Annotated in this window: 16 protein-coding genes and 1 other RNA gene; 3 read left to right on the forward strand and 14 right to left on the reverse strand. The window is 64.7% G+C overall.

Annotation, left to right across the window (positions count from 1 at the left end):
- Positions 1-198: 198 nt before the first annotated feature.
- Positions 199-297: signal recognition particle sRNA small type (gene ffs / locus KY495_RS01130), an RNA gene on the reverse strand.
- Positions 298-355: 58 nt separating this feature from the next.
- Complete coding sequence (gene ubiD, locus KY495_RS01135) at positions 356-1,840, reverse strand: 4-hydroxy-3-polyprenylbenzoate decarboxylase (RefSeq protein WP_219881958.1); 1,485 nt, start codon at positions 1,838-1,840, stop codon at positions 356-358.
- A 515-nt stretch (positions 1,841-2,355) separates the two neighbouring features.
- Between ubiD and KY495_RS01140 the strand changes: the two genes are divergently transcribed.
- Positions 2,356-3,249 carry a transglycosylase SLT domain-containing protein gene (locus KY495_RS01140; protein ID WP_229518453.1) on the forward strand — a complete coding sequence of 298 codons (894 nt, stop codon included), beginning with the start codon at positions 2,356-2,358 and terminating at the stop codon, positions 3,247-3,249.
- 145 nt (positions 3,250-3,394) lie between these two features.
- Here KY495_RS01140 and nusB read toward each other — a convergent pair whose 3' ends face one another.
- Genes nusB through ribBA form a run of 3 tightly spaced genes read right to left on the reverse strand, consistent with a single transcriptional unit; the run spans position 3,395 to position 5,536 of the window.
- Entirely contained in the window at positions 3,395-3,865 is a 471-nt protein-coding gene (gene nusB / locus KY495_RS01145) for a transcription antitermination factor NusB (RefSeq protein ID WP_219881960.1), read from the reverse strand.
- A 38-nt stretch (positions 3,866-3,903) separates the two neighbouring features.
- Positions 3,904-4,383: a 6,7-dimethyl-8-ribityllumazine synthase gene (ribH, locus tag KY495_RS01150; RefSeq protein WP_219881961.1), complete on the reverse strand. Its 480-nt coding sequence runs from the start codon at positions 4,381-4,383 to the stop codon at positions 3,904-3,906.
- Between the two features lie 43 nt (positions 4,384-4,426).
- Positions 4,427-5,536, reverse strand: coding sequence for a bifunctional 3,4-dihydroxy-2-butanone-4-phosphate synthase/GTP cyclohydrolase II (ribBA, locus tag KY495_RS01155; protein ID WP_219881962.1), 1,110 nt, complete (start codon positions 5,534-5,536; stop codon positions 4,427-4,429).
- A gap of 350 nt (positions 5,537-5,886) precedes the next feature.
- On the opposite strand from ribBA, the gene KY495_RS01160 reads away from it, so the two are divergent.
- Together KY495_RS01160 and KY495_RS01165 are read left to right on the forward strand one after the other, a co-directional pair.
- Positions 5,887-8,361, forward strand: coding sequence for a bifunctional diguanylate cyclase/phosphodiesterase (locus tag KY495_RS01160; protein WP_219881963.1), 2,475 nt, complete (start codon positions 5,887-5,889; stop codon positions 8,359-8,361).
- Positions 8,362-8,392: 31 nt separating this feature from the next.
- Positions 8,393-11,212 carry a pitrilysin family protein gene (locus KY495_RS01165; protein WP_219881964.1) on the forward strand — a complete coding sequence of 940 codons (2,820 nt, stop codon included), beginning with the start codon at positions 8,393-8,395 and terminating at the stop codon, positions 11,210-11,212.
- A gap of 15 nt (positions 11,213-11,227) precedes the next feature.
- Here KY495_RS01165 and KY495_RS01170 read toward each other — a convergent pair whose 3' ends face one another.
- The 9 genes from KY495_RS01170 to nrdR all read right to left on the reverse strand — a co-directional run bounded on the left by KY495_RS01170 (position 11,228) and on the right by nrdR (position 19,278).
- The gene (locus KY495_RS01170) at positions 11,228-11,863 is read right to left on the reverse strand and encodes a riboflavin synthase (protein ID WP_219881965.1); all 636 of its coding nucleotides are present in this window, start codon (positions 11,861-11,863) and stop codon (positions 11,228-11,230) included.
- Positions 11,864-11,869: 6 nt separating this feature from the next.
- Entirely contained in the window at positions 11,870-12,985 is a 1,116-nt protein-coding gene (gene ribD / locus KY495_RS01175; protein ID WP_229518454.1) for a bifunctional diaminohydroxyphosphoribosylaminopyrimidine deaminase/5-amino-6-(5-phosphoribosylamino)uracil reductase RibD, read from the reverse strand.
- Positions 12,986-13,333: 348 nt separating this feature from the next.
- Positions 13,334-13,876 (reverse strand): GspH/FimT family pseudopilin, encoded by a 543-nt coding sequence (locus tag KY495_RS01180; protein ID WP_219881966.1) that lies wholly within the window; start codon positions 13,874-13,876, stop codon positions 13,334-13,336.
- Positions 13,873-14,322: a type IV pilin protein gene (locus KY495_RS01185; RefSeq protein WP_219881967.1), complete on the reverse strand. Its 450-nt coding sequence runs from the start codon at positions 14,320-14,322 to the stop codon at positions 13,873-13,875. Before KY495_RS01185 ends, KY495_RS01180 begins: the two co-directional genes overlap by 4 nt.
- A 234-nt stretch (positions 14,323-14,556) precedes the next feature.
- Positions 14,557-16,539, reverse strand: coding sequence for a pilus assembly protein (locus tag KY495_RS01190; RefSeq protein ID WP_219881968.1), 1,983 nt, complete (start codon positions 16,537-16,539; stop codon positions 14,557-14,559).
- A gap of 32 nt (positions 16,540-16,571) precedes the next feature.
- Positions 16,572-17,216 (reverse strand): PilX N-terminal domain-containing pilus assembly protein, encoded by a 645-nt coding sequence (locus KY495_RS01195; protein ID WP_219881969.1) that lies wholly within the window; start codon positions 17,214-17,216, stop codon positions 16,572-16,574.
- Positions 17,216-18,136, reverse strand: a complete 921-nt coding sequence (locus KY495_RS01200) for a PilW family protein (RefSeq protein ID WP_219881970.1) — start codon at positions 18,134-18,136, stop codon at positions 17,216-17,218. The genes KY495_RS01195 and KY495_RS01200 overlap by 1 nt, the downstream gene beginning before the upstream one ends.
- On the reverse strand, positions 18,133-18,660 hold the full coding sequence (pilV, locus tag KY495_RS01205; RefSeq protein ID WP_229518455.1) for a type IV pilus modification protein PilV: 528 nt from the start codon (positions 18,658-18,660) through the stop codon (positions 18,133-18,135). The genes KY495_RS01200 and pilV overlap by 4 nt, the downstream gene beginning before the upstream one ends.
- Before the next feature lie 150 nt (positions 18,661-18,810).
- Positions 18,811-19,278 carry a transcriptional regulator NrdR gene (gene nrdR / locus KY495_RS01210; protein ID WP_219881971.1) on the reverse strand — a complete coding sequence of 156 codons (468 nt, stop codon included), beginning with the start codon at positions 19,276-19,278 and terminating at the stop codon, positions 18,811-18,813.
- Positions 19,279-19,323 lie beyond the last annotated feature (45 nt).

Consider the following 19,323-nt stretch of genomic DNA (forward strand, 5'->3'; position numbering starts at 1 on the left):
TATGAGCGCGCCCGCGGCGAAAAAGGCGCTGGCGAAACAGGCCATTGTAAACAAGCTATGGCAACGCGGCAAACAGCGCGGCGCACGGGCGATCGATAAAGCGCCAGACGGGAAGATGGGAGACGAGGGAACTGCCGGGGAGGCGAGATCGAATCGGAAAGATCAAAACGGAAAGATCAGAGAGATCCAGAAGATCAAAGAGGCGAGCCTGATCTGCGGCACTTATGGTTAACGGCCGTGGCTGCTTCGTTCCCGACCTGACCAGGTTAGCCATGCCACAATGCGCAGGGGCCCGCCAGACATGATTATACCCCAGTGCCGGCTTTTGTGGGGAGGCGAACGCCCTCCCCGCGCGCTACAGCCCGAGCTCCCGCCACATGGTGTCGACCCTGGCCTTGACTTCGGGCGTCATGCTGATGGTCGTGCCCCATTCGCGGCTGGTTTCCCCCGGCCACTTGTTGGTGGCATCAATACCCATCTTGCTGCCCAGCCCGCTGACGGGCGAGGCGAAATCCAGGTAGTCGATCGGCGTATTGTCCACCAGCACGGTGTCGCGGGTGGGGTCGACCCGCGTCGTGATGGCCCAGATCACTTCCTTCCAGTCACGGATGTTGACGTCTTCATCCACCACCACGATGAACTTGGTATACATGAACTGGCGCAGGAAGCTCCAGACCCCGAACATGACGCGCTTGGCGTGCCCGGCATACTGCTTTTTCATCTGCACCACGGCCATGCGGTAGCTGCACCCTTCCGGCGGCAGGTAGAAGTCGGTGATCTCTGTAAATTGCTTTTGCAACAGGGGGATGAACACTTCATTGAGCGCCACGCCCAGCACGGCCGGCTCGTCCGGCGGCTTGCCTGTATACGTGGAATGATAGATGGGATCGCGCCGCATGGTGATGCGGTCGATGGTAAAGACGGGGAAGCTGTCCTGCTCATTATAGTAGCCGGTATGGTCGCCATACGGCCCCTCCAGCGCATGTTCGTAGCCGGTCGGATGGCCGGGGTCGGCGTAGATATGCCCTTCCAGCACGATCTCGGCCGAGGCCGGCACACGCAGCTCGCTGCCGATGGCCTTGGTCAGCACGGTACGGCTGCCGCGCAGCAAGCCGGCAAACTGGTATTCCGACAGGCTGTCCGGCACCGGCGTGACGGCGCCCAGGATGGTGGCGGGGTCGGCGCCCAGGGCCACCGCGATCGGATATGGCTGGCCCTTGGTGGCAAGGGCATGCTCGCGGAAATCGAGCGCCCCGCCCCGGTGCGCCAGCCAGCGCATGATGACCTTGTTCGGCCCCAGCACTTGCTGCCGGTAGATGCCGAGATTCTGGCGCTTCTTGTTGGGCCCCTTGGTGATGACCAGGCCCCAGGTAATCAAGGGTGCCACGTCGCCGGGCCAGCAATGCTGGATGGGCAGGCGGCCAAGGTCCACGTCGGCGCCTTCCCACACGATGTCCTGGCACGGCGCGCCGCGCGTTTCCTTGGGCGACATGTCCCACACGGCCTTGACCAGCGAACCCAGGCCCATCAGGTCCTTGAAACCCTTGGGCGGTTCCGGCTCCTTGAGCCTGGCCAGCACGTGGCCGATTTTGCGCAGTTCGCTCACACTGTCGGCCCCCATGCCAAGCGCGACCCGGCGCGGGGTGCCGAACAGATTGCCCAGCACCGGCATGCTGTGTCCGACGGGATGTTCAAACAAGATGGCGGGCCCTTCGGCACGTAAAACGCGGTCGCAGACCTCCGTCATCTCCAAATATGGTGAAACTGGCAAGGAAATGCGCTTCAATTCGCCCATTTCTTGCATCTTTGACATGAAATCGCGGAGATCGGAATATTTCATCGGTTTTATATTGTTTTTTTCTTGACACCATGGTTGTTGAAAATACCACGGCAAGTGTTTGATTTCACAGGGTTTTGCTGCATTGCGTCAACAAAAGCTAGATCCAAAAGTAATAAAGAAGAATCGTGTTAGTATTGACTTGATATATGCCAGATCCTACAATTTGGTCCATGTTGATGAGATAGCTCTGTCCAAGAGACACATCATAGCTGTTCTCAACTATTCACGGGGTCGGGGCCCCAATGACATTTTAAGGAGTGTTTTCAATAGGCGTCTGCCTTCTCCCCGAAAACAGTTGTATTGCGACTGGTCTAATACCACACGGGAACGACCTAGCTTCAGCAAGCAATGACGGCGTTAATCGACCGCGCCAGCGGCGATAGACGATATTTCTGATGCACGGCTCAAGCCACCCGCTGCGCTATGTTCGCAGCACGGGGACAGCTTTTGCCGCGACAAAGGGGAATTCGATGATTCATCGTTTCAACGGAGCGACAGCAAAGTTCGCTCAACATATGGCTGCCCGGCCAGTGACGTGGTCTGCCGTCGCGAAAACGGCGCGTGGCGTTGCCACAACCGCGCAGCATACCCTCACGTTCGTGGGCCTGTCTGCCCTGGCGGTCATTGGCGTCCTGTACGCCCGCCCTGACATGGCGCAGCAATTGTCCCAGGTACTGGCCCCGGCCCCGGCTCCCGTGATGGTGGCCCAAGCCGCCGCCCCGGTGGACGTGTCCGGCATTACGCAGGCAGCCGCACCCGCGGCGGCCAGCACGCCAGCCGCTCCCGCACTGTCCCAGGACAAGGCTTCGGCGAGCGACTCCAGGCAGCAGCGCTATGTGACCAACTGGCTGGCCAAGCGTTATCGCGTTGCCAACGATGCCACCAACATGCTGGTGTCGACGGCCTATGTGACGGCCAGCGAAACCAAGCTGGACCCGCTGCTGATCCTGGCCGTGATGGCCATCGAATCGGGCCTGAACCCGTTCGCGGAAAGCCCGGTCGGCGCGCAAGGCTTGATGCAGGTCATGTCGAAGATTCACCATGACAAATTCAAGCCGCTCGGCGGCACGCAGGCAGCATTAAATCCCGTGGCCAACATTCGTGTCGGCGCACAGATTTTGAAAGAGTATGTCAAGCGTGGTGGTTCGGTCGAAGCGGGCCTCAAGAAGTACGTGGGCGCGGCCGCCTTTGAAACCGACCAGGGCTATGGCTCGAAGGTGCTGGCGGAATACCGTCGCCTCAAGCTCGTTGCCAGCGGCAAGCACGTGCCGACCTTTACCCGCCCGGCGCCAGCGGCACCTGCCGCTGCACCGGCCGCGATTGTCGCCGACAAGGCGGCGCCGGCCGATGCACCGAAGGCTGAATCCGCACCGGTGGTGCCGGAAGGCGAACAGCTGGCACTGCAGTAAGATTGTAAGCACGCTCGCACGGGGCCGGTTCCAGCAATGGACCGGCCCTTTTCTTATGGCGACTGCCGCTGCCCAGGCAGGTCCATGACTGACGCCCAAATGCAACAAGCCGCCCGTAGGCGGCTTGCTATGGATGGCGACCTGCTTAGCGGCGCGTGTCGGCTGCCACTTCGTCGGCGCGCAGGCGCGGGGCCAGCTTGTCCAGCACCCCGTTGACATACTTGTGACCGTCGATGCCGCCAAAGGACTTGGTGAGCTCCACCGCTTCGTTGATGACTACGCGGTAAGGAATTTCCAGGTTGTTCTTCAGTTCGTACGCGCCGATCAGGAGCACGCCATGCTCGATTGGCGACAGCTCCGCAATCCCGCGGTCGATCAGGGGCGCAAACGCTTCGCGCAGGGCCACCGAATCCTTGATCGCGCCATACAGCAGCGCGGCAAAGTGGTCGGCATCGGCTTTTTCAAAGCCGTGGGCGGCGCGGATGTTGTTGACGACCGTGGTCGCGTCTTCGTTGTTGAGCAGCCATTGGTACAGTCCCTGCAAGGCGAACTCGCGCGCGCGGTGGCGTGGCGTGCGGTTCTTGCTGGGGTTGGCGTGCAAACTTTTATCTGTCATCGTACTTACCTTACCTTTAACCTGTCGTGATGCGGAGCTTATTCTTCGTCGGCTTGCAGTTCTTCGAGCGCGATCAGCAGGTTGGCCATTTCCACGGCCACGCGGGCAGCATCGGCGCCCTTTTCCGCCATGCGCGCTTCGGCCTGCTCATCGTTTTCGGTGGTGAGCACGGCGTTGGCGATGGCCATGCCATAGTCCAGGCCCACGCGCGTGATGCCGGCGCCAGACTCGTTGGAGACGAGCTCGAAGTGGTAGGTTTCGCCACGAATGACGGCGCCCAGCGCAATGAGGGCATCGAACTGTTCGGTTTCAGCCATCTTTTGCAGGGCCAGTGGAATTTCCAGCGCGCCCGGCACCGTCACGTGCAGCACGTCTTCGTCCGCCACGCCCAGGTGCTTGAGTTCAGCCAGGCAGGACGACAGCAGGCCATGGCCGACGTCGGCATTAAAACGGGCCTGGACGATGCCGATGCGAAGGCCGGCGCCGGTCAGATTGCTCTCATAAGTTCCAACGGTCATGGCGTTCTCTCTTCTTATATAGTGGTGATGTGTCTAGTGTACTTCAGGCGTCCGGCTTGGCCAGGTAGCCCGTCACTTCCAGGTCGAAACCGGTCATGGACGGCATCTTGCGCGGGGTGCCCAGCAGTTCCATTTTGCCCACGCCCAGGTCCTTCAGGATTTGCGCGCCGATGCCATAGGTGCGCAAATCCATGCTGGCAGCGCGCGCCTGGGGCCGGGTTTCCGGCGTATCCAGGGCCGCGAACTGGGCGAACAGCTGGTCAGCCGTTTCGCCGCAGTTAAGCAGCACCATCACGCCGCGCTCGGACGCCTTGATTGCTTCCATGGCCGAAGCCATGGTCCAGGAGTGGGTGGTGGCCTTGTTTTCCAGCAGGTCGAGGATCGACACCGGCTGATGCACGCGCACCAGGCATTCCAGGTTGGGGGCCAGGTCGCCATGGACCATGGCCAGGTGGGCCGAGCCGCTTGGCTTGTCGCGGAAGGCGATCAGGCGGAAGTCGCCGAAAATGGTGCTCATCTGGCGCTCGGCAATGCGCTCGACCAGGCACTCGTGTTCGCTGCGGTAGTGGATCAGGTCGGCAATGGTGCCGATCTTGAGATTGTGTTCCTTGGCGAACTCGAGCAGGTCCGGCAGGCGCGCCATGGTGCCGTCATCCTTCATGATTTCGCAGATGACCGAGGCCGGGGTCAGGCCCGCCATTTCGGTCAGGTCGCAGCCCGCTTCCGTGTGGCCCGCGCGCATGAGCACGCCGCCGCGCTGGGCTTTGAGCGGAAAGATGTGGCCGGGCTGGACGATGTCGTGGGCGGTGGCATTCCTGGCCACGGCCACCTGGATGGTGCGCGCCCGGTCGGCCGCGGAAATGCCGGTGGTGACGCCTTCGGCCGCTTCGATCGACACCGTGAAATTGGTACCGAAGGAGGTGCCGTTACTGGAGGTCATCATTGGCAGCTTGAGCAGCTGGCAGCGCTCTTCGGTCAGCGTCAGGCACACCAGGCCGCGCGCATGCTTGACCATGAAGTTGATGGCTTCCGGGGTCACGAAATCGGCCGCAAGCACCAGGTCGCCTTCATTTTCGCGGTCTTCCTCGTCGACCAGAATGACCATGCGCCCAGCGCGCAGTTCGTCAACAATTTCCTGGGTACTCGAGATCATGGGGGGTCCTTTGGTGCGGCATCTTTTACGCAATCCGCTATTTTAAAGGATTTACCAGACTTCAACTGCCTTAAGATGCAGAGGAAGGACTCGACATCGGCGCGGACATTCGCGAGAGGAAATATTGTTGCAACGCGACAACGAATCTTGGCGAAACCAGTAAAAATGTGAACTTCGGCAAATTATGATGCCATATAAAATGCCATGGCGGCCTGCCCTGGATTATGATCATCTGACGTTTTGCCCTCGCCATTGTGGCCGACGGTTGCCGGAGCCTTCCATGCCTGCTGTTATGACCGCCCTGCCCCGTGCCTCCGCCACGTCGGCAGCCTCTCCTGCCCGCGTGCTGCATGGCTGAACGGCAGCCGGGTGTGCAGAGCATCCACAGCGGCGCCACGCCCCTCGGCCTGGATGCGGCCGCCTACAGTCCCATCAGTTCCGCCCTCAGCAGTACCCATCTGGACATTGCCGCCCTGCTGGCCCGCCATGGCGTGGACAGCCCCGACCTGGCGCAGGCGGTGTTGGCCATGCTGGGCGAGCGCATGGGCAATCTGCACAGTATCGCCGCGCGCATGACGGCGCTCGAAGAACTGAGCCTGCGCATGATGGGCGTGCGCCAGGCGGGCCAGCTGAGTGCTGTATTTATCGACGCTGCGGCCAGCATCATGGGCGCCAGCCAGGTGGCATTGTGCCTGCTCGATGCCGCCAGCCAGACACCGTCACAGGTGGCCGCGCGCGGCGTGGAACGGGCATTGCTGGTGCCGGTGGCCACAGACCGCAGCAGGCTGCCCGGCTCCCTGCTCGGCGCCAGCCACGCGCTGCTCATGCACGGTCTCGACGGCGACGGCATCGCCGGCCTGCCGGGCAGCCACCCCGCTGTGGGCAGCTTCCTGGGACTGCCGGTCCTGGAGCACGACAACCTGCACGGCTGGCTGTACTTCGCGCGCCCGGCCGGAGCCCAGGCCTTTGATGGCGAAGATGAGCGCATCGCCGCCACCCTGGCGGTGCAGCTGGCGGTGGCCTACGAAAACCTGACGCTGTACCAGGCCGTCCAGCGGCACGCCGCACAGCTGCAGCGCGAGGCGCGCGCGCGCCAGCAGGCCGACCTTGCCCTGCGCGAGAGTGAACACCGGCTGCGCCTGTCGGCACGCATCTTTGACAGCACGCAGGAAAGCATCATGATGACCGATGCGAATGGGTGCATCATCGCCGTCAATCCCGCGTTCGAGCACGTGACGGGCTACGCAGAACAGGAAGTGCTGGGCAAGAATCCGCGCCTGCTGGCTTCCGGGCGCCACGACAGCGCCTTTTACCGGAGCATCTGGCATTGCCTGGACACCCAGGGACAGTGGCGCGGCGAAATCTGGAACCGCCGCAAGAACGGCCAGATCTATCCCGAGCGCATCGCCATCGATGCCGTGCGCGGTGACGATGGGCAGGTCAGCGCCTACGTGTCGGTATCGTCCGATGTCAGCGCCCTGCGCGCGGCGCACCACCAGGTCGACTTCCTGAGCCACCACGATCCCCTGACCCTGCTGCCCAACCGCTCGGTGCTGGCCGAGCGCCTGCGCCAAGCCATCGGCGCGGTGCGCGGCGGCGAGCGCCAGGTCGCCCTGCTGCTGTTTAACCTGGACCGCCTGCAGCGCATCAATGACAGCCTCGGTCACGAGACGGGCGACGCCATGCTCAAGGAGATATCGCGCCGCGCCTCGTCCCTGGCCGGTGCGCACGACACGCTGGCGCACCTGGGTGGGGACGAATTCGTGCTGCTGCTCACCCAGTGCCAGGACGCGGACGCGATTGCCGATGCGGCCGAGCGCCTGATCGGCGAGATTGCGCGCCCGATCGAAGCCGGCGGCCATGACCTGATCATCACCGCCAGCATCGGCATCAGCATCTACCCGCGCGACGGCAGCAATCCCAGCGAATTGCTCAAGGCCGCCGATGTCGCGCTCTCGCATACCAAGGAAACAGGGCGCAACGGCTACCGCTTCTTCAAGGGTGAAATGAACGCGCATGCACTGCGCTGGATGTCGCTGGAGACCCACCTGCGGCGCGCCATCGAGCGCGGCGAGCTGTCGCTGCACTACCAGCCGCAGGTGTCCATTGCCGACGGCACGATCTGCAGCATGGAAGCGCTGCTGCGCTGGCGCAGTCCGGAGTTGGGCCAGGTGGCGCCGGGCGACTTCATCGCGCTGGCCGAGGACACGGGCATGATCCTCCCGATCGGCAACTGGGTGATACGCCAGGCCTGCCTGCAGAACAAGGCGTGGCAGGACGCCGGGCTGGCGCCGCTTCGGGTGGCGGTCAATGTCTCGGCCCACCAGTTCATGGTCGGCTCGGTGCCGGCCGTGGTGCGTGAGGCGCTGCGCGAAAGCGGGCTCGAAGCGCGCTACCTGGAAGTGGAACTGACCGAAAGCGTGATGATGCATGACAGTGCCGCGACCGCGGCGCAGCTGGCGGAACTGACCGAGATGGGCGTCTCGGTTTCGCTCGACGACTTCGGCACCGGCTACTCTTCGCTCGGCTACCTGTCGCGTTTCATGCTCGACAAGCTGAAAATCGACCAGACCTTTGTTCGCAACATCACCACCGAACCGCGCAGCGCCGCCATCGCCCAGGCCACCATCGCGCTGGCGCACGGCCTGTCGCTGGTGGTCATTGCAGAAGGCGTGGAAACCGAGGGACAGCTGGCCTTCCTGGCGGCCATTGGCTGCGACGAGGTGCAGGGCTATCTGTTCAGCAGGCCGGTGCCGGCCGAAGACATGGCGCGCATGATGAGTGGCGAAACACAATTGCTGCGCCTGCCCGCCCCTGCGGGGTAGAATCGGGCTTACCCATTTTGAAGCAGAACTGATGTCCAAGTCCCTAGCACGTTCCCTGGTCTGCGCGATCATCCTTGTCACGGCCACCTTCGGCGCACGCGCAGAATTGCGGCTGGCCGACCCGCTGCCGGTCTCGCCCCAGGTCACGGTCGGCAAGCTGCCCAATGGCCTGACCTACTACCTGCGCAAGAACACGCGGCCCCAGAACAAGCTCGAACTGCGCCTGGTGGTGAAAGCCGGATCGATCCTGGAAGACGACGACCAGCAGGGCTTTGCCCACTTCCTGGAGCACATGGCCTTTAACGGCACCAGCAATTTCAAGAAACAGGAACTGGTGTCCTATCTGGAGTCGATCGGGGTGCGCTTTGGCGCCGACCTCAATGCCTACACCAGCTTTGACGAAACAGTGTACATCCTGCCGATTCCCACCACCCGCCGCAGCAATGTGGAACAGGGCTTCCGGGTCCTGCGCGACTGGGCCGGCGGGATCACGCTGAACGCGGCCGACATTGACCAGGAACGGCCCGTACTGCTGGAAGAACTACGCCTTGGCAAAGGGGCGCGCGACCGCATGGACACAGAGCTGCTGCCGAAGATGTTCAACGGCTCGCGCTATGCGCAGCGCCTGCCGATTGGACAGGAAGCGATCATCCGCAAAGGTTCGCACGAGGCGCTGCGGCGCTTCTACCGCGACTGGTACCGGCCCGACCTGATGGCGGTGATCGTGGTTGGCGACATAGACACGGCCGATGCCGAGCGCCTGGTCAAGCGCCACTTCTCGGACCTGAAAAACCCGGCGCAGCCGCGCAAGCGCTTCGAAGCGCCGATTGCGCCATCCGAGGGGACCCAGGCCCTGGTCATCACCGACAAGGAAGCCGGCGGCAATCAGATCCTGATCCGCTATCCGGTGCGTCCGGTGAAGGAAAGCGATACCGTGGGCGGCTACCGCGAGGACCTGGTCCAGAGCCTGTTTACCACCATGCTCAATCAGCGCATGCTGGCGCTGTCGCAGCGCGCGGACGCGCCGTTTCTGGACGCGAGCAGTGCGGTGAGCCGTCTGACCGCGCGCTACGAGGCGTACACCGCCTCGGCAAGCCTTGGCAAGGGCGGCGCCCGCCCCGCCATCGACGCCCTGGTGCATGAGCATGCGCGCGCCAGCAAGTTTGGCTTCACCGCAGCAGAACTGGAGCGCACCAAGAAAAACCTGCTGCGCCGCTTCGAGCGCGGTTACGCGGAACGCGACAAGACCGATTCGGCAGCGCTGGTGGGCGAGTTTGTGCGCAACTTCCTCAATCAGGAAAGCATCCCCGGTATCGAGAACGAATACCGGTATGCGCGCGAGCTTGTTCCCGGCATCACGCTCGAGGAAATGAACCGCTATGCGCGCGACACCATCCCTACCGATTCGCCCAAGCTGGTGGTGTACATGGGAACGGACAATGAAAGGTCGATGGTGCCCACCAGCGCGCAATTGCTTGCCGCATTTGCCAGTGCTGAAAAGGCGGAAGTCAAGCCGCGCAGCGAACGCGCACTGGCCGCAAGCCTCATGCCGGTGCCGCCCAAGGCCGGCAGCATCGTCGCCGAGTCCTTCGACAAGCGCCTGGGCGTGACCACGCTGTCGCTGTCCAATGGCGTGAAGGTCATGCTCAAGCCCACCGACTTTCGCAACGACCAGGTAATCATCGGGGCGACCCGCTTTGGCGGCCAGTCGCTGGCGGCAGACCAGGACATCATCAATGCGCGCTACGCGGCCAGCGTGGCCGGCGTGATGGGCGTGGGTGACTTTACGCCGCTGGACCTGAGCGATATGTTGGCCGGCAAGACGGCCACGGTCAGCGCCTCGCTGTCGAACTACACCGAGTCGGTGCGCGGCGCCAGCGGCTCGGCAGATATCGAAGCAATGCTGCAGCTGCTGTACCTGAAGATGACGACCGTACGGCGCGACCCTTTGCTGTTCCAGACCTTCGTGGCGCGCCAGGTGGAAGCGAGCCGCAACACGATGGCGCAGCCGGAAGCGGTATTTGAAGACGCCCAGGTCAGCATCCTGTATGCCAATCATCCGCGGGTGCCGCGCGTGCCGCGGCCGGAGGAATTCGAAAAGATCGACATGGAGCGCGCCCTGGCCTTCTATCAGGAGCGCTTTGGCAGTGCGCGCGGCATGACCTTCCTGATGGTGGGCAGTTTTGCGGTCGACAGCGTCAAGCCACTGATTGCCACTTACCTCGCGAGCTTGCCCACCGACCCCATTACCCGTGGCTACCGCGACCTGGGGGCCAATCCCATCAAGGGCGTGGTCAAGCACGAGGTGCGGGCCGGCAGTGAAGACAAGAGCGTCGTGTCGATCAACTTCACCGGCGACGCGGTCTACTCGGAACAAGAGCAGATGCGCATGAACGCCATGCTCGATGTGATGAACATGCGGATTGTCGACGTGCTGCGCGAGAAGCTGGCGCTCATTTATGGTGGCGGGATGAATGGCGCCATCGGCCGCATCCCCACGCCGCACTACCGCATCGGCGTCAATCTTCCCACCAGTCCGGCCAGCGTGGACAAGGTCATCGCCGCGACCTTTGCCGAAATCGAGCGCATGAAGACGCAGGGGCCGTCAGCGGCCAACCTGGACAAGGTCAAGCAGAACTGGCTGGCCAACCACCGCAACGCCCTGCGCGAAAACGGCTACTGGATGAGCCGCCTGCAGTCGGCGGTGCTGCTCGGGACCGACCCGGCCAGCATGCTCAGTTATGAGGCGCGCGTCAAGGCGCTCACAGTCGATGACCTCAAGCTGGCGGCGCGGCGCTATTTTGACATGCGCAATTACGTGCAGGTCGTGCTGTACCCCGAGAAAAAGTAGCGGCCGCGCCGCGCCTTATGCCAGCGCGGCCGAACGCGACAGCATGCGTTCCACGTAGCGCGCAATCAGGTCGATTTCCAGGTTCACCTTGCTGCCGGCCTGCAGGTGCTTGAGCGTGGTGACGGAGATGGTGTAAGGGATCAGGTTAATCGAAAAGCGGCATACCTTGCCGGCGTCGGTGTCCAGATCCTCCACCCGGTTGACCGTCAGCGACACGCCGTTGACGACAATGGAGCCTTTAAAGGCGAGGAATTTGGCCAGGTCGGCCGGCGCGTCAATGACCAGTTCCCACGATTCGCCAACCGGCGCGAAACGATGGACGGTGCCCAGGCCATCCACATGGCCCGATACCAGGTGGCCGCCCAGGCGTTCGGCCAGGGTCAGCGCCTTTTCCAGGTTGACTTCGCCCGGGGCGTCCAAACCCACCGTGCAGTTGAGGCTTTCACGCGAGACGTCGACCGTAAATGCCTGCCCGCTCTTGGCGACCACGGTCATGCAGGCGCCATTGATGGCGATCGAGTCGCCCAGGGCCACGTCACCCAATGGCAGGGCGCCGGCATCGATGGCCAGCCTGACGCCTGCCTCAAGGCCGCCTTCGAGCGGGGTGACCGAACTGATTCTGCCGACGGCGGCGACGATTCCAGTAAACATGCTGCTTTATTCCTCAGGTGGAGTCTCGGATGGGATGATGCGGGCCAGGACGCGCAGGTCCTCGCCAACGGGAACGACTTCGTGAAAGCGCAGGCGGATCTTGCGCTCCAGGTCTTGCAGCGGCGGCAGGGAAAACATGCCCTGGGCGTCACCGACCAGGCAGGGCGCGAGATACACCAGCAGCTCGTCGACGCAGCCTTCGCGGATCAGTGAGCCATTGAGCCGGGTGCCGGCTTCCACATGCAGTTCATTGATGCCGCGCTGGCCGAGCAGGCGCATCAAGGCCGGTAAGTCCACCTTGCTGCCTTCATTGGGGAGCAACATGACGTCGTGGCCGGCGCCGCGCAGGACCGCTTCCCTGGCCGGGTTGCCAACGGCGCCCACGATCAGGGCCGGCGCACCCTCCAGCACACGGGCCGAGGGTGCAATCTCCAGGCGGCTGTCGACAATGATACGCAGCGGCTGGCGATGCGTGGCGACGGCGCGCACATTCAATCGCGGATTGTCGGCCATGACGGTACCGATACCGGTCAGGATGGCACAGGCGCGAGCGCGCCAGGCGTGGCCGTCGTCGCGGGCGGCGGGGCCGGTGATCCACTGGCTCTGGCCGTTGTGCAGGGCGGTCATGCCGTCCAGGCTGGCGGCTGCCTTCAGGCGCACCCACGGCACGCCGCGCTGCATGCGCGAGAAAAATCCGATATTGAGTTCGCGCGCTTCGCTCTCCATGAGGCCGGCGCTGACGGCGATCCCGGCCGCCTGCAGGGTTGCCAGGCCCTGGCCCGCCACCAGGGGATTGGGGTCGACCATGGCTGCCACAACGCGGCCCAGGCCAGCGCGCACCAGCGCGTCGGAGCAAGGTGGCGTGCGCCCGTAATGGTTGCACGGCTCCAGCGTGACGTAGGCGGTGGCACCGCGCACATCGTTGCCGCGCGCCCCGGCGTCGCGCAAGGCCTGGATCTCGGCGTGCGCCTGGCCGGCGGGCTGGGTATGGCCAGCGCCGATGACCACGCCGTCGCGCACGATCACGCAGCCAACCCGGGGATTGGGCGTGGTCGTGTACATGCCTTTGGCAGCCCAGGCCAGGGCCAGTTGCATGCCATCGGAGTCATTGTTTATCTGCACGGGTATCCAGGGCGATTGTTGTCGACCTGAATTTTACGCCATGCCGGGCCCCGGCGCTGCAGGGCACTGCCCGCCGCCCTGATCCGTTGGCACAGCGGCAATGGCAGTACAGGCAGTAGGATGGCGGCCTGCGGTGGCGACAGTCAATGGCGACGCCAGATGTCGGCACGGGATGTCGGCACGATAGCGCGCGGAATCGCGCACGCGGCAGGGACACGGGATTGCGGCACGCGACGGCGACGCGGGATCGCGGCACGATGGCGACGCGCGATCAAGGCACGCGGTGACACGCGATGGCAGCGCCCGTTCCTGTCGGCCGGGGCTGAAGCTTCGATTGGTTCACGTGGATCAGCCTTCGCAGCCGGCTCCTTCCACGTCAGGGCGGCACACCCGCGCCCGTCCCAGCATGTTGATCTTGATGTGGCGGATTTCCCCCTGCTGATGAAACGACAAGGTACCCCAGCGTGCGGCCATGCTGCTGGTGTCAGTGCAGCTACGCCCGCTCGGCCCATAGGCCAGGTAATGTGGCAGCTTGTTGCTGGTGAAACGGGCAGTGATGACGATGCCCTCGGCCACCGGGCCGTGGCTGGCGATCAGCTCCTCCCCCGGCCCAGGGCGCCGGTCGCCATCGGTGTCGACAAATACCAGCCAGCCGCTGGCCCAGTTGTTGCCGCCCGGCTCAAGCGGCACCAGCATTACCCGGCGACCGCGCGCAATGGCCTGGGTGCGCGTCAGGTCGACTGCGCCGTACAAGTCAGCGACAGCCGCGTCAAGACGATAGTTGCGGATCATCTGGCCCAGCCCGGGTGCGGCCAGGAACGCCAGCACGCTCGCCAGCACCAGCACAGCCATCAGCTCAACCAGCGACCACCCGGGCGCACGCTGTCTCATGGCCAGCACCTTGCCATGGGGCCGGTGGCAGCGCGCTGGCCAATGCTGTCCAGGGTCAGCGTTTCACAGCCGGGGTCGCGAAAGCGCGGGTTCACCCGACTCGTGCCGGGTATCGCGCGCAGTTCGATGCAGCGCTCAAGCGGCTGGTCCAGGCAGGCTTGTCCGCTCAGCTCGTAGGCGCTGGCCTGGGGGGTGTCGCCGGACCACCAGCGAAAACGCCGGGCGTCCCCTTCACCGGACTCGGCCGAAAAGGCCACGTACGTGTTGTGAAGGGTATAAAAATTTTCCTGCTGCTGCATGAGCGTGAGCAGGGCCATCTGGGCCTCGGCACGACGCGCCTTGACCAGATAGTTCGTATAGCTGGGGTAGGCGAGCATGGCCAATATCGCGACAATGGCCATCACAACCAGCAACTCCACCAGCGAAAATGCTTGCATCGGTTTCATAAGATTCCTTGTCGAGTGAGCCGCATGGCAGGCACGGACAAAAACCGCAGGCCGCACGCGCCGGCCGCATGCGCAGGCCATAGGCAGCAGGCGCAGGCCGCAGGCGCAGAACAAAGACACAGTCCCCAGCCTTCAAACCTTAAACCTCAGCCGGCAGCCGATACGCTGGGGCAGGCCCGGGCAGCCGCGCAGACGAGCGCCGCCCTCTTCCCGGTCTGTTAAACACCGTGACCACTAGCCGCCCTGTTTCAGTGCTGCCTCCCTCAGGTCTTGCCAGTTGCTGATTTCACGCCAGCCCAGCCGTCCGGCTGCGTGGCGCACTTCGATCTCCAGCGGCGGCCCCGGGCCGCCCGGTTCAGGGCGGAACAAGGTCACCTTGCGCACGGCCGTGATCAGGCCGGTCGGACTGCGCGCCCCCGCATCACCGCCACCGGTGATCAGGATCAGGGATTGCAGGGGCGTGCCCCTGATGCGCTCGCCCGTGCGGGAAGGGCGTTTGGCGGTCGCCACCGGCTCGACCGTTTTGCCGGTCAGGGTGCCCACGAGATACAGCCGGCCTTTTTCGGGTGTGGGCGAACCGGGCAGCACCGTCTGAAAAACCAGGGCGCCATCTGCCGACACCGGACTGGCCGCCGCGCGTTCGCCCTCGCTGCGCGAACCGGGAAGGTCGAAATACCAGCCCCGCTTGCGCCGCGCTTCGTAATAGTCCAGCTCCTCGCCAACGATGTCGTAGCTGGACGACCCCGACAAAATCCGCTCGGCCAGCAAGGCGCGCGAACTGACCGGATCCGCCTCATCTGAGGGAGTGTCCACAATGGCGTACAGCGACTGGGTGGAAAACGATGCCCGCAGCAGGTCTGTGTCTTCCAGCAGCTTGCCGGTACCAACAATGACCACATAGCCGCCCCCTGGCGCGTGAACCACGTGCGGTGCGTGGGCAATTGGCTGGGCATTGCCCTCGGCATCGCGCGCCGTAAACACCAGGCGGCTCTTTTTCCTGCCCAGGTCGAAATGCCAGAGCTTGCCGTCGAGGTCGCCGGCATAGGCATGCACCGCGTGACCGCCGGCCCCCAGCACCAGTGCGGCAGGCGACAGCATGTTGCCCTCGCCCCCGGTATCGATGCGCAAATAGTTGCTCTCCAGCTGCCAGGGCGTGGCTGGTGCCTTGTCCAGCGCGAGCACGAACAGCGCGCCGGGCCCCTGCGCTGCCGGATTGATGCCGCTGGAAAAAATTGCGACAGGGCGCCGGCTCCAGCGCTCGTCCGGCTCGCCCTGCCCGGTCAGTCCCAGCTGCGCCAGCAAGGGTGGTGCGTGGAGATGGCCTACAGCCGTATCATCATGCTCCGTGAACTCGGCGAGCACCCCGCCGTCCTGCCCGAAACGGGCCGGTTCTGTAACATCGAGCAGGAACAGCCCGCGCGCGCCCGTGCCCATGCCAGAAGCGAGCACGGTGCGCCAGCGCCCTGCCACCTCCAGGTCGCGCTGACTTGCGCTGCCGTCGACCCACGGGCGCCGCTGGTAGGCAGGGTCGCTCAGGGAAGGCAGCTTACGGTGCAAGGCGCCGGGAATATAGGCGAAAAGCTCTTCACCGCTGGTGGCGGAGAAGGCATGGAACATGCCGTCGTTGGCCCCCACGTACACGGCCATCTCACGCCCGGCATGGCTGCGGGCAAACTGGCGCTGCGCCTCCGACGCGCCTGTTGCAGGCGCGCCCACGATGAGCGGCACGCTGCGCACGATGTCGCCCAGTACACCGGCGCGCGGGCGAAACAGCCCATGGGGCTGGCCCAGCTCACGCTCCCGCACGCCGCGCAGATAGCTGGTGCGCGCCTCGCCCTGTCCGTCCGCATCAAGCAGGCTGCGCAGGACGGGCGGCATATACGGCCATTCAAACGGCGCCGCCAAGGAGCCCGATGCCATTGATGGGTCATGCGTGAAGATGCGCCGCTTGTTCGGGGGTGTGGCGACAAGCAGCTGTCCTGCGTCCCATTGTGGCGGCCCGCCCCACTCCCGGTTGGCATCAAACCTGGCGCGCTGCAGCGTTCCCGTGCCTTTCGCAAGGTCCGACAGGGTGTGGATGACAAACCAGGCATTGGCCCTGCCCTGCCACAGCGCCGATGGTCCCGGCCCCACCTCGCTGCGTCCCGGCTGCCCATACGGGATGTGCAAGGCAGGCGCGCCAGCCAGCGCCAGCAGCGAGACCAGCAGAGAAAGCATAAGCGTCCATCGCCGGGGGCCGGCACGCGGTCTCATGCTTCTTCTCCGCTCGCATGCGCCTTGAGATAGAACGATTGCAGCACCACGTGGGTGCCGTGGCGCACACCGAAGCCGATGGCGGTGATGCGAAACAAGCTCGCCGGCGCCACGCTGGCGCTGCTGCCGGCGCGGGCGAAGGGCAAGGGTTCAATGATGTAGCGCGGCAGCCGCACGGGCAGCGAAGCCCGGCCCACGGGCATGTGCGAGCCCGTAAATGTGCCGTAGTCCACTGCTGCAATTTCCGCTGACGGGTCGGCCAGCGGCACCAGCAGCCACGCCGGAATGCGCGGCGACAGCACGCGCTTGCACAGGCCCAGGGCGGGGTTGCCCGCGCCTGCGCCGCAGCCTTCCGGGAACACGTCGGCCACGCCAGGGTCGAACATGGCCGCACGCAGCGAGGCTGGATTGGACCCGCCTTCGATATCGCGCTCGGCGTCTGTCAGCGCCGCCTCGGCCGCGTGCAGCGCAATGCCGTGATCGCGCTCGCCGCGCGCCGCCTTTTCCGCGTACAGTGCCGCGCGGGTCCCGGTCGCGCCCAGGATCAGCAGCACCAGTACCACGCACAAAATGACCAGCAAGGCCACGCCCTGCTGGTGACGGCGCACGGCGCCCGCCCGGCCCATGGAAGTGGTCAGCATTACCATCCCCCCATATGATTCCTGAGCAGGATGGTGGAGCGGAACACGCGCCGCTCGCGCTGGCGCAGCGATGGCGCCAGGTCGGTGCGCAGCAGCCGCGTGCCCTGGTCGCTCCCTCCCGCAAACTGGCTGTAGGCCGCGCCAAACAGTTCGTAAAGCGACGGCCCGGCAGCGCCGCTTGCCCGTTCACCGTGCAGCATCAAGGCCACTTTGACCGTGACAACACGCTTCCAGTGCGTTTTGCGCAGGCGGTCGCGCTGGCGTTCCGTGTCATTGGCCCCGTCAAGCGCCAGCGCTGCGTCGCGGCCGTGAATATCCGTGGCATTGACGTAGCGGTTGGGCACGCCGTCCGGCACCGCATCGGTATCGAGCCCGTACAGGACCTGGAATGAATCGACCCCGGCCACCAGTGCATCGGCGCTCCAGTTGCCGGCGCCCTGATACTTGCAGCGCAATTCTGCAATGCCCCGCGCGCTGCGGCCCACGTAAAAGATGCTCCAGCCCTCGCGCGTTGCAGGCACGGTAAAGCCGGCGCAATTGACCACGCTGCCGTCCTGCGACCCGGCAAAGCGCAGCGCCAGCACATCGCTGCCATTGACGGTCGCCGGCAGCGGACTGGACAGTGCGACAGTGCCGGACGAAAGTGACGCCGCATCGAGCCCCACCGCTGCCGGCGCCCGCGCCAGCGAGGCGTCCCCCGCCCGCTCCCAGTGCGCCAGGCCGCCTTGCCGCACTGCGCGCTCGATGGCCGACAGCGCGAAGCGGCCTGCATCGTCCACGTGGGCAGCCTCGGCCAGCCTGAGCTGGCCCGACCTGGCCGCCAGCAGGAGCGTAAACGAGAGCAGCGTGACCAGGGCCCCGATGGCCATGGCGACGAGCAGCTCCGCCAGCCCCAGCCCGCGCTGCCGCCCCCGGTTCATGGCGCGCCTCCGTCTGCCAGCAGCACCAGCGCGGGCAGGGTGTCAACGCCGGCGCCGCGTTCAATCCAGCCGATCTTGATGGCGAGCGGCGCCCCCGAGCCCCCGCCGCATTGCCACGCCAGCCGCGCGCCTGCCTGGGCCACGGCCGCATCGCGGCAGATCACGATACGCCCGCCCGGAAAGCCCGCATGCAGCGCCTGGCGCAGCTCGGCCAGGTCGGCTGCGGCCAGTTGCCCGCCGCTGCAAGGTGTGCCGAAGCATGCCTGCGCTGACGGCGCGGGCGGGCCGTCGCGCGTGCTGTCGTAATCGAAGCCCGCGTACTGATCGCGAAAACGGCCATTGGCAGCGATGCGTTCGGCCGTGCCGGCAGCGAGCTGCACGGCGCCGGACATGAGGGCCGTGCCATGGCGCGTGCGCTGGGCGCCGAGGTGGGCCGCGATCACGCCGGCAATGCCGATGGCCAGCACAAGTGCGGCGACCAGCACCTCGATGAGCGTAAAACCGCTGGCACGACAAGGAATCACACCGCCTCCGCAGGGAAAGGGCGCGACCGCCACGAACGCTGCTGCTAGAAGCAGGGCCCGCTTATAGGGAAGATGATCTGGATCGCGTGAGCACCAAGTTATCAGGCGTGACCATGGCGCCGATGAGGTGTCTCAAGCGTTTGGGGGAACTTACTTGCGGGGTTTGCGCTCTTGCCCGACCTCGGCAATGGCATCCTGGAACTCGGCCAGGTCTTCAAAATTCTTGTACACGGACGCAAATCGGATGTAGGCGATCTTGTCGAGGCCCTTGAGTTCGCCCATGACCAGTTCGCCCACATACCCGGATTCGACTTCGCGCTGGCCGCTGGTGAGCAGCTTTTCCTCGATCGAGGCCACGGCCAGGTCGATTGCTTCGGCCGACACGGGCCGCTTGCGCAGCGCCAGCATCAGGCTGCCGCGCAGCTTGGCCGAGGCATACTCGGTGCGGCTGCCATTCTTCTTGACGATGATCGGCATCGACAGTTCGATCCGTTCCTTGGTGGTAAAGCGCTTGTCGCACTTGCCGCAGCGGCGCCGGCGCCGGATGGAATCGCCCTCCTCCGATACCCGGGTATCGAGGACCTGTGTGTCTTCATGCTGACAGAAAGGACATTTCATGTGGGCGGCGGCTGCGGTAAGTGCTTACACTAAGGCTGACTGTCC

This window comes from Massilia sp. PAMC28688 (genome assembly GCF_019443445.1).
Taxonomy (GTDB): domain Bacteria; phylum Pseudomonadota; class Gammaproteobacteria; order Burkholderiales; family Burkholderiaceae_D; genus Telluria_A.

Bases quoted from the DNA above. Each gene is read 5' to 3' on its own strand.
- nusB (WP_219881960.1), bottom strand. From the start codon at position 3,865: ATGACAGATAAAAGTTTGCACGCCAACCCCAGCAAGAACCGCACGCCA.
- KY495_RS01200 (WP_219881970.1), bottom strand. From the start codon at position 18,136: ATGAACCGGGGGCGGCAGCGCGGGCTGGGGCTGGCGGAGCTGCTCGTC.
- nrdR (WP_219881971.1), bottom strand. From the start codon at position 19,278: ATGAAATGTCCTTTCTGTCAGCATGAAGACACACAGGTCCTCGATACC.
- ubiD (WP_219881958.1), bottom strand. From the start codon at position 1,840: ATGAAATATTCCGATCTCCGCGATTTCATGTCAAAGATGCAAGAAATG.
- KY495_RS01140 (WP_229518453.1), top strand. From the start codon at position 2,356: ATGGCTGCCCGGCCAGTGACGTGGTCTGCCGTCGCGAAAACGGCGCGT.
- KY495_RS01165 (WP_219881964.1), top strand. From the start codon at position 8,393: ATGTCCAAGTCCCTAGCACGTTCCCTGGTCTGCGCGATCATCCTTGTC.
- ribH (WP_219881961.1), bottom strand. From the start codon at position 4,383: ATGACCGTTGGAACTTATGAGAGCAATCTGACCGGCGCCGGCCTTCGC.
- KY495_RS01185 (WP_219881967.1), bottom strand. From the start codon at position 14,322: ATGAAACCGATGCAAGCATTTTCGCTGGTGGAGTTGCTGGTTGTGATG.
- KY495_RS01170 (WP_219881965.1), bottom strand. From the start codon at position 11,863: ATGTTTACTGGAATCGTCGCCGCCGTCGGCAGAATCAGTTCGGTCACC.
- ribBA (WP_219881962.1), bottom strand. From the start codon at position 5,536: ATGATCTCGAGTACCCAGGAAATTGTTGACGAACTGCGCGCTGGGCGC.
- KY495_RS01180 (WP_219881966.1), bottom strand. From the start codon at position 13,876: ATGAGACAGCGTGCGCCCGGGTGGTCGCTGGTTGAGCTGATGGCTGTG.
- KY495_RS01160 (WP_219881963.1), top strand. From the start codon at position 5,887: ATGGCTGAACGGCAGCCGGGTGTGCAGAGCATCCACAGCGGCGCCACG.
- KY495_RS01195 (WP_219881969.1), bottom strand. From the start codon at position 17,216: ATGCTGACCACTTCCATGGGCCGGGCGGGCGCCGTGCGCCGTCACCAG.
- KY495_RS01190 (WP_219881968.1), bottom strand. From the start codon at position 16,539: ATGCTTTCTCTGCTGGTCTCGCTGCTGGCGCTGGCTGGCGCGCCTGCC.